The sequence below is a fragment of the Roseimicrobium gellanilyticum genome (assembly GCF_003315205.1).
In the GTDB taxonomy this organism is placed as follows: domain Bacteria; phylum Verrucomicrobiota; class Verrucomicrobiia; order Verrucomicrobiales; family Verrucomicrobiaceae; genus Roseimicrobium; species Roseimicrobium gellanilyticum.
Genome location: NZ_QNRR01000012.1, coordinates 44400 through 58417 on the forward strand (window position 1 = coordinate 44400; position 14018 = coordinate 58417).

The window sequence follows — 14018 nt, forward strand, 5'->3', positions numbered from 1 at the left end:
GCCGGTGAAATAGGACCTTGGTCCGATGCTCTTTGCGGGAGGTGAACCAGCCTGCTGAAGCTCAGGCTCCGGCACGCTTTTTTTCCACCACCTGCCGCACTCCCCTGGCCTGTACAATGGACTCCATGTAGGTCGCGAGACGTGACGCGGTCTCTACATGCTCCGTCTCAAGCTCCTGCGCATGCGCCAGATGATTTCGCAAGGATTCAATTTTCCGGGTGAAGCGGTCCGCGTCCCGCCGCGACGCAAAGCCCAGCACAGCAAGACTCTGCGCATCCGCTGCGAGGATATCCGCCTTGTCCTTGATCTGAAGGCAATCCACCAACCGGCAGGGATTGCCGCATCTCCCCCTCTCGGCTTGGAGCCACTGGGCTTTCTCAAGCCGTCCGGGTGAGATGCAATCCTTCCAGGTGTCCCCGGGATGCAACTCCTCGATGGCCCATGTCATGTTCAGATCAAAGAGCGTGATCACACCAAAGAGCCACATGCGCAGCGGCGCCTTTTGCAAATCCTGCCTCGTGATCACGCCGGTCACCTCTCCGAGCCACCGGATGAACACACGCTCGCGGGCTCCCAAGGTGACCAGCACCTCATCGAGTCCGACGTCTTCATCCAGCACCGACTCTGGGGAAAACTCGTGGGCACGCTCTCCGACGGTTCCGCCGATCAACTCCGCCTCCGTAACCCACCCTGCCACCAGCCCACCTCGACGCACTCCCAGCACTCCCACTGCCCGGGCGCGCATGACCTCAAGCCCCATGTCGGCGGACTGGTTCTCATCCAGAGAAACCAAGGGCTCCACCAGGTCCGCCGCGGACAGACTTTCCGAGAAAGTCTGGCTCAGTCGCGCAATCGACCGGGAGTGGCGGATGGGAGCATGGACAGTCTCTGACATGGAGGTTGGGGATGCAAATGCCAGCCTACGGTTCGCGTCTCTTTTCGCACCTTTCATCCCATAGGACCTAGGACCTATCGACCACTCAGTTCGTGAATGATAGAGACACAGGCACCCTCCACGTGGTACGACACGGTCATGGCACGATTTGCATTTCTCACCGCGCCGTTGCGTTGGATCAAGGAGCACCCAAAAACGCGGCGAGCCCTCTTCTTCGGGTTCTTCCATCTCCTGGGGCTGCTTACCTCCGTCGATGCCATCCTGAGTGTGCGCACTGCGCAGGGTGCGATTGGCTGGGCGATCTCACTCAATACATTCCCCTATGTTGCGGTACCTGCGTACTGGGTTTTTGGGCGGAGCAATTTCGAAGGGTACATCGTTCTTCGAAGGAAAGCAGAAGACGAACTTTCAGAGGAGGAACGCAAGCTCGCAACCGATCTCCTGGCCATGCGTCCTCAGGCCGGTGAGGTGCCGCCCCCGGCCATTCTCCTGGAGAGACTCGCAAAGATGCCCGCGACCCAGGGCAACCACACCGAACTGCTCATCGACGGCGAGGCGACTTTCCGATCCATTTTCGAGAGCATTGCGCAGGCACGCGAGTATGTGCTCGTGCAATTCTACATCATCCGCGACGATGGACTGGGCCGCCGCCTGAAGGATGCCCTGATTGAGCGAGCCAAAGCCGGTGTTCCCTGTTATCTCGTCTATGACGAAATTGGGAGTCATGGACTCACTGACAGTTATCTCGGAGACCTGAAGGCTGCAGGCGTGGAGACTCACCACTTCAACACACGCAAAGGCGACGCCAACCGCTTCCAACTCAACTTCCGCAACCATCGCAAAGTGGTCATCGTGGATGGTCACACGGCCTTCGTCGGCGGGCACAATGTGGGAGACGAGTACCTTGGCAAGGACCCCAAGATGGGTGCCTGGCGGGACACTCACGTGAAGGTGCAGGGTCCCGTGGTGCAGTGTGTGCAGATTGCGTGGGTGGAAGACTGGAAGTGGGCCACGGGCAGCATCCCCAATCTGAACTGGACTCCGAAGCCGGCACCCGGTGGGGAGAATGGACTGGCCTTCTGCCTGCCCTCTGGTCCCGCGGATGAGTTCGAAACGTGCACCCTCTTCTTCCTGCATGCCATCCAGTCTGCGAAAAAGCGTGTATGGATCGCGAGCCCCTACTTCGTGCCGGATGAGCAGTTCACCTCCGCGCTGCAACTCGCGGCGCTGCGTGGGGTGGACGTGCGTATCCTGCTGCCTGAGAAGGCCGACAGCAATATGGTGCAACTCTCCAGCTACACGTATCTCCCTGTCCTGGAAAAAGCCGGTGTACAGGTGTGGCGGTATACCAGCGGCTTTCTACATGAGAAGGCCATCATCGTGGATGACTATTGCGGCGTGGGCACGGCGAACTTCGATAACCGCAGCTTCCGTCTGAATTTCGAAATCACCCTGCTCTTCTCCGAACCTTCCGTGGTGAAGGAAGCAGAAGCCATGTTCCTCAATGACTTCTCAAAGAGCACGCGTGCCACCGCAGCAGACTACACGGAGCGGCCGTGGTGGTTCCGCCTTGCGGCGCGCACTTCGTGGCTGATGGCGCCCATCCAATAAGGCCGGCATCTCCTGTTATTCGATATCGCAGGCGACATCGCATTCTTCGTAGGACCAAGGTCCTATGGAGTGTAAATGCTACTGCTGGGTAGCATCTTCATCATGAGTGAGGCACGCATCGCTCCCAACCCAATGAATGCGAAACTGGTGGCACTGCTCGGGATTTGTACGTTCGGAAGCAGTTCATTGCTCGCACAAGAGAGCCCGGAGATGGTGGCGTTTCGGAAGCAAATCGAGTCGCAACTCGCCGAGATGAAGTCTGGCTACGAAGGCCGCATCAAGGAACTGGAGGGCCGGATTGGCGTCCTTGAGACGGACAATGCCCGGCTGAAGAAGAACGGCGCGACGGCTTCCAATGGTCCCACCAAAAAAGCCAATGAACAGATGGAGGACATTGAGGAGCGTGTGACGACCCTGGAAACACTGGCGAACCACTCGGATCCCCAGTTCCAGGCAACCGCGAAGCGCGCACAGGCCAACTCCGAGGCCATTGCGCACATCCAGCAAACCATCAAGGATGACGCCACGGAGTCCCGTGAAATCTTTCGCAGCGGCTCGGGCAAGCCCTTTGACCTCGCTGCGTTCTACAAACTCCCGCAACCTTTTGAGTTTCACGGCTACCTCCGCGCGGGCTTCGGCCTGAATGGCGAGGGGGGCGAGATGGACGCCTTCAAGGCGCCGGGTGCCGGAGCGAAGTACCGTCTGGGAAATGAAGAGGACACGTACGGCGAACTGGAGTTCACTCACAACTGGCTCCGTGAAGACGACCCCTTGCAGGCGCCATATGTGCGCACCACGGTGATGATGTCCTTCTCCACCGGACAGAACGACACCTACGACTCGCTCAATGCCCAAAACCTCGGCAATGACATCGCCCTGCGCCAGGCCTTTGTAGAAGCGGGCAATATCATCACGGAGGCTCCGGACATGCGATTCTGGGTGGGACAGCGCTACTACCGCCGGCAGGACATCCACATCAATGACTTCTACTGGCTGGATATGAGCGGCTATGGTGGCGGAGTGCAGGATGTGCCTTTTTTGGGGGAATCAAAGGTGGCCCTCGCCTGGCTTGGCGGCAGCTTTGACGAATATCAGACTGACGATGGCAATGCCGCCAAGAGCACCTTGGATTTACGGGTGTATGACATCCCGGCCCCCTTGGGAAAAATTGGATTCTGGCTGGCCTATGCCCACTCCAGCGGTGGAGAGGTGCTGAATGTCTTTGATGAGAATGGCGATCGATTCTCGCTGGAGACTTCCCAGGGCTTCGCCGTGGGCATGAAGCATCGCACGCTCCCGGAGAGTTTCTTGGGAGGCTACAATGAATTCTCCATCCAGTATGGGACGGGCGCCGCGTACAACTTTGCCTCCACCATCGACGTAGCCTCGCCCGACATTGATGACGCAACACGGTTCCGCATCACTGACCACTTCACCATTGAGCCCAACAGATGGCTCTCCCTGCAGGCGGCCGCCATCTATCAGGACACGGACTACGGTGGTCCAAACTCAAGTGAGAAGTGGGCGTCCTTTGGCGTGCGGCCCATCTTCCACTTCACGGATACTTTCAGCATCGCACTCGAAACTGGCGTGGACTTCGTGGATAGCGAGCCGCTTGGCGTGAATGACTATCTCTGGAAAATCACACTGGCTCCGCAGCTCACTCGCGGACGCAAGTTCTTCAGCCGCCCAGCCCTGCGTGCCTTCATCACCTACGCGAAATGGGGCGATGACTTCCGGGGCAAGGTGGGTGGAAGCGCCTACCGGAACGAACTTGAAGGACTTTCCTACGGTGTCCAGCTTGAGTCCTGGTGGTAGAATGCTGGCAGGACCAAGGCTTCCCCATTTGCCATGTCTGAAACCCTTACTCTCGTGGCACCGCTGTCCGGTGTCATCTATCCGCTCGAGCGCGTCCCCGATCCCGTCTTCGCACAGAAGCTCGTGGGTGACGGCCTCTCCATAGACCCCACGGACTCCTGCCTGCGTGCCCCGTGTGCGGGTGAGGTGGTGCACATACATCCTGCGTCCCACGCGCTCACCATCCGGGCGAAAGATGGTGTGGAAGTGCTCATGCATATCGGCATCGACACCGTGGCGCTGAAGGGCACCGGATTCACTCCGAAGGTCAAGGCCGGGGATCGCGTGGAGGCTGGAGCACCGCTCATTGAATTTGATCTCGATGAAGTGGCCACACACGCGAAAAGCCTGCTCACCCAGATCATCATTGCCAATGGTGAAACGGTGAGCGGCATGGAGCGTGCCTCAGGCTCGGTAAAAGCTGGTGCGGACGGATTTCTGAAACTCACCCTCGCCAATGGCAATGCTCCAGGCGTGACCGGGGGAGGTGCAGCAGTCACATCCGATGCCATCCTCATTCCCAACAAGACCGGCTTGCATGCCCGACCCGCCGCGGTGCTGGCAAATGTGGCCAAGAGTTTCCAGAGCGAGATCAAACTCCAGCTCAACGACCGCACGGCAAATGCACGCAGCATCACGGCAATCATGGCCCTGGAGGCATCCCGTGGGGACAAGGTGATCGTAGTGGCCAAGGGTGCCGATGCGAAGGAAGCCGTGGCGAAACTGAGCAAGCTCATCGCCGAAGGTCTGGGAGACGAAGGCTGCTGCCCGGCTCCAGCGCCAGCCACCACGACGACGGACAAGCTCTCCGAGCCACCACCCCAGCGTCGCAGCACCAACCCAAATGAGCTGCTGGGTGTATCCGCATCCCCGGGGCTTGCCGTGGGAAATGTCTTCCAAGTGCAGCGCGCGGACATTGCCGTGAAGGAAGAAGGCAGCGGGGTGGAGCAGGAGAAAGCAAGGCTCTCTGACGCCATCGCCAGGGCACGCGCGCAGCTCGACGCGCTCCGTGCACAGCTTCATGCAAAGGCCGATCCCGCCAAGGCAGCCATCTTCGCCGCACACGCGGAACTGCTGGACGATCCTGACTTTCTCGACATCGCCAACTCTACCATCGCCAAGGGCAAGAGCGCTGCCTTCGCCTGGAAGAGTGCGGCAAAGCTGCATGCCGAGCGCCTGGCATCCTTGCGCAATGAACTGCTCGCACAGCGCGCCAATGATGTACGCGATGTGGGCTGGCGTGTGCTGGAACTCCTCACCGGAGTGAGTCGCCAGCTGCCTTCATATCCGGAGAACTCCATTCTCATCGCGGAAGATCTCACGCCCTCGGACACAGCTACGATGGAACGTGGACGTGTGGTGGGGTTTGCCACCGTACGCGGTGGCGCGACCTCGCATGTGGCCATTCTGGCTCGCTCGCTGGATATTCCCGCCATCGCGGGCATCGAGCCTGCGGCCCTTGATGTCGCAGCGGGCACTCCAGTAGTCCTCGATGGCAGCAAGGGCTCCCTGCTTCTCCATCCACCACCTCAGGAGGTGGAGCGCATCCGTCAGCGGCAGGCGCGGAATGAAAAACGCCGCAAAGAGGACATCGCTCACGCTTTGCAGCCCGCTGTCACCAGCGACGGACATCGCGTGGCTGTCTTCGCCAACATCGGTGGCGTGAAGGACGCAGGACAGATCGTGGACGTCGGCGGTGAAGGCGTGGGACTGCTGCGCTCGGAGTTCCTCTTCATGGATCGCTCCGCCGCACCCAGCGAGGATGAGCAGACCGAGAGCTACACCGCGGTGATTCGCGCCCTGGGAAAAGAGAAGCATGTCATCATCCGCACGCTCGACGTCGGAGGAGACAAGCCCCTTCCCTATCTCCCCATTCCGAAGGAGGACAATCCCTTCCTGGGAGAACGCGGCATCCGGGTGGGCCTCGATCGACCGGAGGTCCTGCGCACGCAGCTTCGCGCCCTGCTGCGTGCCTCCAAGGAAGGAGTGCTGCATGTCATGTTCCCCATGATCGCGACGGTGCAGGAGCTGCGCGACGCAAAGGCCATGCTGGCGGAAGAGTCCAAGGCACTGGGCATCCCCCCCTTCCCCTGTGGCATCATGGTGGAGGTGCCCGCAGTCGCCGTCATGGCGGAGACCTTTGCCACGGAGGCGGACTTCTTCTCCATTGGCACCAATGACCTCACGCAATACACGCTCGCGATGGATCGCGGCCACCCCAAGCTCGCGCCGAAGGTCGATGCGCTGAACCCAGCTGTGCTGCGCCTCATCGCACAAACCATTGAGGGTGCACAGGCTCACAAGCGACTCACAGGCATCTGCGGTGGCATCGCCGGAGATCCCCATGCCGTGCCCATCCTGGTCGGACTTGGGGTCGATGAGCTGAGTGTGAGCATCCCCGCCATTCCTACAGTGAAGGCGCAGATCCGCAGGCTCAATCTCTCTGATTGCCAGAAACTCGCCAAACGCGCTCTCGACTGCACCACTGCGGAGGAAGTCCGCGCCTTGATGCCCGACCTTGAAGACTAACCCCAACGGCCATGTTCAACATCAACTTCAAAGGCGCCTTCTCGCTGCTGCAGAAAATCGGGAAGTGCATGATGCTGCCCGTCGCCGTGCTGCCTGTCGCGGGCATCCTGCTTGGCGTGGGCAGTGCGAACTTCTCCTGGTTGCCGGAAAGCCTCTCGCTGATCATGGCGAAATCGGGCGACGCCATCTTCGGAAACCTGCCCTTGCTCTTCGCCATCGGTGTGGCCATCGGGCTCACGGACAATGATGGCGTGGCTGCTTTGGCTGGCACTACGGGCTATGTAGTCTTCCTCGCCGCCCTGGGCGTGTGTGCGGATATGCGCGGACTGGAGGTGAAGCCCATCATGGGCATCCCATCTGTCGATACGGGGGTCTTTGGCGGCATCATCGTCGGGATGATCGCGGCCACCTGTTTCAACCGGTTCTACAAGGTCCAACTCCCCGCGTATCTGGGCTTCTTCGCGGGCAAACGCTCCGTCCCCATCATCACGTCCTTCGCCGTCATCTTTGTGGGTGCGATTTTGAGCTTCATCTGGCCTCCGATTGGGGATGCCATCAAGGAATTCTCCAATTGGGCGGCACACGGCCGTCCCGCGCTGGCATTCACCATTTACGGAGTGGTCGAGCGCGCGCTCATCCCCTTTGGCCTGCATCATGTTTGGAATGTGCCCTTCTTCTTTGAGGCGGGAAGCTACACGGATCCGGTCACCGGCAATGTCGTCAAAGGAGAAATCGCCCGCTTCATTTCTGGTGACCCCACAGCGGGAAACATGACCGGCGGCTATCTCTTCAAGATGTGGGGCCTTCCTGCTGCGGCGATCGCCATGTGGCGCGCGGCGCGTCCGGAAAACCGCGCCAAGGTGGGCGGCATCATGTTCTCCGCAGCGCTTACTGCCTTCCTCACCGGCATCACGGAACCCATTGAATTTGCCTTCCTCTTTGTCGCGCCGGTGCTGTATGGCATTCATGCCATTCTCGCCGGGCTGGCTTACTTCATCTGCATTGCCCTGGGCATCAAACACGGCTTCACGTTCTCGCACGGCTTCATCGACTACGTGGTACTCTTCCCGAAGTCACACCACGCGCTGTGGCTCTTCGTGCTGGGGCCCATCTGGGCAGGCATCTATTATACCGTGTTCACCGTGGCGATTCGCAAGTTCAACCTCGCCACACCCGGTCGCGAGGTGGAGGACGAGGCTGCCAAGGCCGCCCGCTCGGCCAGCGGCAGTTTCGCTCTCCAACTCATCCGCGCGTTTGGTGGGCGCAGCAACATCGCCAGCCTCGACGCCTGCATCACCCGCCTGCGCGTGAAACTCAATGACGTGACGAAGGTGAATGCGGAGAAGCTCAAGGCCTTGGGCGCCGCTGGTGTGGTGGTCGTGGGCGATGGTGTGCAGGCCATCTTCGGGACACAGAGCGAGAACTTGAAGACAGAGATGGAGGAATATCTGAAGACGGCAGGACCAGAAGCGGATGAGCTCGAAACGCCCTCTCCCGTAAAAGGCCCGGCCGCACCCGCCGGCGTGGTCTCCAAGCTGCGCGACCCGGACGCCGCACGCAAAGCCGCCGCATGGCTTGCGGCCCTGGGTGGCGCGGAGAACGTGGAACGTGTTGACGCCTGTGCGGAAACCCGGCTGCGTGTCGTGTTGCGTGATGAGTCACGCGCGAATGAATCCTCGCTCGTCGCTTCGGGTGTCGAAGCCGTGATCAAAGTATCCGCAAAGACACTCCATCTCCTCGCGGGTTTGAATGCGGACCAGTACGCCGCGGAATTGCGCGGGCAGCTGGCGGCACCTGGGGCAGCATGAGGCAAGTCAATCGATGGCATCGCACCACCACGATTGAAGAGAATGGTTGCGCACCCGACCTCCTCACCTGAACTCCCCCGGCTGCCCCGTGGAAGAAATCACTGCACGCCAAAGCTCGCCCTCCAGGTTCACGCGCTTGCTGCTGCGAGCAATTTCGGAAATCGGTACGTGCACATACTGGCCATGCAGGAAGCTGATGACGAGTCCCGTCTTCCCGGCCATGGCAGCGTGCACGGCGTGGCGGCCCATGCGGTCACACAGCAGAGCATCTTCCGTATTCGCGGCACAGGCGCGGATCTGATAACTGGGATCAAAATACCTCATCACCATCTCGATGTTTCTGGCCTTGAAGTGGGCATTGATCTTGTCCCGCAAATAGACACCAATGTCCTGTAGCTTCGTATTTCCTGAGGCATCCTTTTCGCCTGTCGCACCCAGCAAATCCTGCCCAGCTCCCTCGGCAACGACTAGAACCGCATGGTTCTTCCATCCCAGGCGGGCCTCCAGTGCAGCCAGCAATCCCCCCTTACCTTCCAGCTTGAAGGGCACCTCGGGGATGAGGCAGAAATTCACGTCCTGGCTGGCCACGGTGGCGGCAGCAGCGATGAATCCGGCATGCCGCCCCATGAGCTTCACCACGGAGACTCCGTTGTCCACGCTTCTGGCTTCTGTGTGAGCACTGTGAATCACCCGCACAGCAGCCTCCACAGCGGTACCGTAGCCGAACGTGCGCGAGACATACTGCACATCATTGTCGATGGTCTTGGGAATGCCCACCACAGCCAGGGCATGCCCCTGCTTCTGCGCTTCTTCGAACAAGGCATTACCTCCACGCTGCGTGCCGTCCCCACCGACCGTGAAAAGCATGTTCACCCCGCGACTGATGAGAAACTTCACCGCTTCGCATACATCGACAGGTCCTCTCGAGGTCCCAAGCAAGGTACCTCCATCCTCATGGATGTACTCCACAATGTCATCGGTGAGTTCGAGCGGAGGATTTCCGCGGGCGGGATCCAATCCGCGATAGCCTCCACGGATTCCCAGCACTGACTTTACGCCATAGCCACGCATCAACTGGCGCGTAACCGAGCGGATGACGTTATTGAGTCCTGGACACAATCCACCACAGGTCACGATGGCAGCGCGCGTGTCCTTCGGATCGAAGAACAACTTCCGACGTGGACCCGCACGCTCAAAGAACAATTGGTCCGGAGGGTTCCCATGCGCGGGCCATTGCACCACGGAAGGTGTGTAAAACTCCTCCTCTCCAATGACGTCGATGGGCGAGGTGTATCTGGGTTCTCCCAGTTGGGTGATGGCGACTTTGTTCATGAGCAGAGGGTGATGGCAAGGATTTGCGCCGCAAGAATACGCAGCAGCGTGGTGAGTGGAAAGACGGTAGCATAGGCCACGGTGGGAGCATCTGAACCGGCAATGTTGGAAGCGAACGCAAGTGCCGGTGGATCCGTCATGCTGCCGGCGACCAGTCCGCTGAGCTCCATGAAGTTCATCTTCAGAATCACCCGGGCGAAGGCTGCCACCAGCGCAAGAGGAATGATCGTAACGCAGGCACCGGCCACGAGCCACTGGATGCCCGTGGCACTGAAGACCGTCTCAAAAAACTTCGCCCCAGCACTCAGGCCCACCGCGGCAAAAAAGAGCGCAATGCCAAACTCACGAAAGGCGAGATTGGTGTTGATGGGCATGTGCCACACCTGGCGGCCAATGTGCCCCACCCTTGCCAGAATGAGTGCCACAATCAACGGACCGCCAGCCAGGCCCAACCGGATGGGATGTGGAAGACCGGGAAATGCGATGGGCATCGTGCCAAGCACGATGCCCAGGGCAATTCCGATGAAGAAGGGAATGAAATGGGTCTCATTCAGTTCCTTGAGTGAGTTCCCCACGGCACTGGCTGCCTTGTCGAGATCCTCGCTCCTGCCCACGAGCTGCAACTGATCTCCGAACTGAAGCCGAAGTCCCAGCACTGCGGACATTTCAATATCCGCACGCGTGACCCTTGTGACGGCTACATGAAATCGATCATCAAGATCCATCTCGCCCACGGTCTTCCCGAGCACGCCCGGCTCCGTGACCACCACGCGGCGGAATGTGACAGCACTCTCCTCCAGCATGAGATCCATGTCCGTACGCTGTCCGATAACCTTCTCCATGGTATCCAGTCCACCGCGGGGACCCACGGCCAACAACACATCATCCCGATGGAGCACCGTCGTATCCGTGGCCGGACTGGTGTCCATGCCATGCTTCACGCGGGAGATGGTCACGTTCGCTTCATTCTTTCCAGGAAGGTCCTTGAGCAACACGCCTTCGAGGTTTGGATTCGTCACGACAAACGTGCGGCGTTCCAGCGGCAACACCTGGCTACGTTGTTTGTCGGCATATTCCTTTGCTTCACGCATGGGATCGATTCGGAAGACCTGCTTCAACAGAAGCAGGGTCCCGATGATTGCCACGATGGCCGTGGGATAGCTCACCGCATAGGCGAGAGCAGGAAGAGCCAGCCTGTCCTCCGTGATGCCGGGCAGGGTGCTGATGGTCTGTGTCGACGCTCCGAGTGAAGGTGTATTTGTGGAGGCTCCCGAAAAAATGCCCAGCACCGCCTCCGGCTGAAAACCTCCAATCCAACCTGCGAGCGCCGCACCCACCGCGCCAAAAAAGACCACAGCCGCTGCGAGCAGATTCAACTTCACCCCCTGCTGGCGCAAGGCGGCAAAAAAGCCGGGGCCAAGCTGCAGACCGATGGTGAACACAAACAGCACAAGGCCGAACTCCTTCACAAAGGCAAGAGTGTGATGATCCGCGTCCTCGCCCAGATGTCCCACCAGGATGCCTGCAAAGAGCACACCCGCAGTCCCCAGCTTGATACCGCGAAACTTCACACTGCCCAAGGCCATACCCAGGACACAAACGAACGCCAGCACCCCAATCGCGTGAGCGATGGGCTGTGTCTGGTGAAGTTCAGTGAGCCATCTCATATCCACTCCCGGTGACCGGCCTGCCTCGCCTCGTCGTTTCCGCTATCCTGGCACTCGAGTGAGGTCGAGAACGATGTGAATCACATCATCCACTCTCTGTGAAGTCATCGGCCAGCCACTGGAAGCAAAGACCCGGCGCATGGCCAGGTTGTGCGGCAGCACCTCTGCCTCGAATCGTGCAATGCCGCGCTCCCGGGCGATGAGACCCAGATGCCAGAGCAGGTGGTGTGCCACCCCCTGCCCGTGGTAATCCTCCTCGACGATGAACGCTACTTCCGCCGCATCTTTGCCCATCCGACTGTAGCTTCCCGATGCAATGATAATCTCCTCACCCCGCTCCATGAGCGTCACCACGAGGACCACACGTGAGTCAAAGTCCAGCTCCCGTATCAGGCGGTGCTCCTGCTCGGTCAGACCGGACTTGGCTCCAAAGAATCTCAACCGAATGGATTCCTGCTCCAGCTTCTTGAAAGCCTCGTCCATGCGCCCGCCATCATCCGGATGCAGCGCGCGAATCTGCACCGCCACACCATTCCTCAAGGACTCATGAACAGAGTAGTGTCGGGCGTCAGTCATGCGTGGATCCGGATCATCACCGGCCTTGAGATGATCGGACTCAGGTGGCGCGATCATGCATCAGGAGCGCGGTGCCGCTGCCTTGATCTCAGCGCTGGCGCCATCCGCATAGGTGTCGAAGTTCTTGACGAAGAGCCCCGCGAGTTTCTTCGCCGTCTTGTCATAAGCCGCCTTGTCCGCCCAGGCTTCTCTCGGCCGCAGCATCTTGGGAGGCACCCCGGGGCACTCGGTGACCACATCAAATCCGAACACCGGGTCCCGCTCAGTCTTGGCCTTGGCGAGCGCTCCGCTGTGAATGGCATCGATGATGGCACGGGTGTGTTTGAGGCTGATGCGCTTCCCGACACCGTGGCCTCCCCCGCCCCATCCCGTATTCACCAGCCAGACACGGGCCTTGTGCTTGCGCATCTTCTTGGCGAGCAGCTCAGCATACTTGTTCGGGTGCCACACCAGGAAGGGGCCGCCGAAGCATGGAGAGAATGTGGCCTGCGGTTCCGTGACCCCCATCTCCGTTCCCGCCACCTTTGCGGTGTAGCCACTGATGAAATGATACATGGCATGAGCCGGCGAGAGCGCGCTCACCGGAGGCAGCACACCAAAGGCATCGCATGTGAGGAAGATGACATCGGTGGGATGCCCCGCCACACAGGGGATCTTCGCATTCTGGATGAACTCAATCGGGTACGCTCCGCGTGTATTCTGCGTGATGCTGGTATCCGTGTAGTCCACATCGTGATCCTCATCCAGCACCACATTCTCCAGCACCGCGCCAAAGCGGAGTGCCTGGAAGATATCCGGCTCACTCTCCGGAGTAAGATTGATAGCCTTGGCGTAGCAACCACCTTCGATATTGAAGATTCCATCGTCGCTCCAGCAATGCTCGTCGTCGCCAATGAGGTTTCGTTTGGGGTCAGCGGAGAGCGTGGTCTTCCCAGTGCCACTCAAACCAAAGAGCAGTGATGATGCCCCTGTCTCCTTGTCCGCCGTAGCGGAGCAGTGCATGGAGAGCACACCGCGCTTCGGAGCCAAATAATTCGCCACGGTGAACACGCCCTTTTTCATTTCACCTGCATACTCGGTGCCCAGGATGACCAGCTTCTTTTCTTCAAGGCTGAGGTCAATGCTCGTTGGAGAGCCCATGCCCACGGTGAGCCGGTTTGCGGGAAAGGCCCCCGCATTGTAGATGACAAAGTCCGGCGCGCCAAACTTGGCCAGCTCCTCCTTCGCGGGACGGATGAGCATGGTGTGCATGAAGAGCGCATGATAGGGACGTGAGCAGATGACGCGCACTTTGATGCGATACTTCGGATCCCATCCCGCATAGCCATCGAAGCAATACAAACGCTCCCGGGTGTTCAGGTAGTCGATGGCACGCTGGTGGTTGATGGCGAAGGTCTGGTGATCCATCGGCACATTCACCGGTCCCCACCAGACATCGTCCTTGGACTCGGGATTGTGCACCACCCGCTTGTCCTTGGGAGAGCGACCGGTCTTCGCACCCGAATAGGCCACAAGAGCGCCATTATCGGCGATGCTGGCATCCTTCTCATAGCGAATGGCGTGCTCATAGAGCGCGCTGGGAGGCAGATTGTGATGGATTTCAGCAACGGTGAGCCCGTGTGAAGCGAGATCAAAAACGCCGGCAGCAGACTTCTTGCTCATGGAAAAAGAAGAAACAATGGATGATGTACGAAAGGCCTCCCACGCCATGCTCACGAAGAATGAACTTCGTAGTGCATGACT

Annotated in this window: 9 protein-coding genes; 4 read left to right on the forward strand and 5 right to left on the reverse strand. The window is 59.6% G+C overall.

All coding sequences use genetic code 11. The annotated features are described in order from the left end of the window. Nucleotides 1–61 precede the first annotated feature (61 nt). Nucleotides 62–895 carry a hypothetical protein gene (locus tag DES53_RS25545; protein WP_113961176.1) on the reverse strand — a complete coding sequence of 278 codons (834 nt, stop codon included), beginning with the start codon at nucleotides 893–895 and terminating at the stop codon, nucleotides 62–64. Between the two features lie 138 nt (nucleotides 896–1033). Between DES53_RS25545 and cls the strand changes: the two genes are divergently transcribed. The 4 genes from cls to ptsG all read left to right on the forward strand — a co-directional run bounded on the left by cls (nucleotide 1034) and on the right by ptsG (nucleotide 8700). Further along, on the forward strand, nucleotides 1034–2506 hold the full coding sequence (cls, locus tag DES53_RS25550; RefSeq protein WP_113961177.1) for a cardiolipin synthase: 1473 nt from the start codon (nucleotides 1034–1036) through the stop codon (nucleotides 2504–2506). A 102-nt stretch (nucleotides 2507–2608) separates the two neighbouring features. Further along, nucleotides 2609–4324: a carbohydrate porin gene (locus DES53_RS25555; RefSeq protein WP_170157401.1), complete on the forward strand. Its 1716-nt coding sequence runs from the start codon at nucleotides 2609–2611 to the stop codon at nucleotides 4322–4324. A gap of 33 nt (nucleotides 4325–4357) precedes the next feature. Then, a complete protein-coding gene (gene ptsP / locus DES53_RS25560) occupies nucleotides 4358–6892 on the forward strand; it encodes a phosphoenolpyruvate--protein phosphotransferase (RefSeq protein WP_113961179.1) in 2535 nt (844 codons plus the stop codon). Between the two features lie 11 nt (nucleotides 6893–6903). After that, a complete protein-coding gene (gene ptsG / locus DES53_RS25565) occupies nucleotides 6904–8700 on the forward strand; it encodes a PTS glucose transporter subunit IIBC (RefSeq protein ID WP_113961180.1) in 1797 nt (598 codons plus the stop codon). A gap of 63 nt (nucleotides 8701–8763) precedes the next feature. Here ptsG and DES53_RS25570 read toward each other — a convergent pair whose 3' ends face one another. From DES53_RS25570 to pckA, 4 genes are read right to left on the reverse strand one after another with little or no spacing between them, the layout of a single operon-like run. After that, nucleotides 8764–10032 (reverse strand): ATP-dependent 6-phosphofructokinase, encoded by a 1269-nt coding sequence (locus tag DES53_RS25570; RefSeq protein WP_113961181.1) that lies wholly within the window; start codon nucleotides 10030–10032, stop codon nucleotides 8764–8766. Then, complete coding sequence (locus tag DES53_RS25575; protein WP_113961182.1) at nucleotides 10029–11699, reverse strand: putative transporter; 1671 nt, start codon at nucleotides 11697–11699, stop codon at nucleotides 10029–10031. Before DES53_RS25575 ends, DES53_RS25570 begins: the two co-directional genes overlap by 4 nt. A gap of 42 nt (nucleotides 11700–11741) precedes the next feature. Then, a complete protein-coding gene (locus DES53_RS25580) occupies nucleotides 11742–12332 on the reverse strand; it encodes a GNAT family N-acetyltransferase (RefSeq protein WP_113961183.1) in 591 nt (196 codons plus the stop codon). Nucleotides 12333–12335: 3 nt separating this feature from the next. Then, nucleotides 12336–13937 (reverse strand): phosphoenolpyruvate carboxykinase (ATP), encoded by a 1602-nt coding sequence (gene pckA / locus DES53_RS25585; protein ID WP_113961184.1) that lies wholly within the window; start codon nucleotides 13935–13937, stop codon nucleotides 12336–12338. Between the last annotated feature and the right edge of the window lie 81 nt (nucleotides 13938–14018).